Below are 406 nucleotides of genomic sequence, written 5' to 3' on the forward strand. Positions count from 1 at the left end.
CCGTCAGACTTTCGTCCATTGCGGAAGATTCCCTACTGCTGCCTCCCGTAGGAGTCTGGGCCGTGTCTCAGTCCCAGTGTGGCCGTTCACCCTCTCAGGTCGGCTACGCATCGTCGCCTTGGTAGGCCATTACCCCACCAACTAGCTAATGCGCCGCAGGCCCATCCTCAAGTGACAGATTGCTCCGCCTTTCCATATCCGGCCATGCAGCCAAATATCCTATCCGGTATTAGCTACCGTTTCCGGTAGTTATCCCAGTCTTGAGGGCAGGTTGCCTACGTGTTACTCACCCGTCCGCCGCTAAATCTCAGGAGTGCAAGCACTCCATCGATTCCGCTCGACTTGCATGTATTAGGCACGCCGCCAGCGTTCGTCCTGAGCCAGGATCAAACTCTCCAATAAAGAT

At 55.9% G+C, this 406-nt stretch carries 1 rRNA gene; it reads right to left on the minus strand.

The features are described 5' to 3' along the window. Positions 1 to 402, minus strand: a 16S ribosomal RNA gene (locus CHH75_RS24490); the annotation flags it as partial. Between the last annotated feature and the right edge of the window lie 4 nt (positions 403 to 406).

Origin of the sequence: Paenibacillus sp. 7541 (assembly GCF_002276395.1) — a bacterium.
GTDB classification, from domain to species: domain Bacteria; phylum Bacillota; class Bacilli; order Paenibacillales; family Paenibacillaceae; genus Paenibacillus_AQ; species Paenibacillus_AQ campinasensis.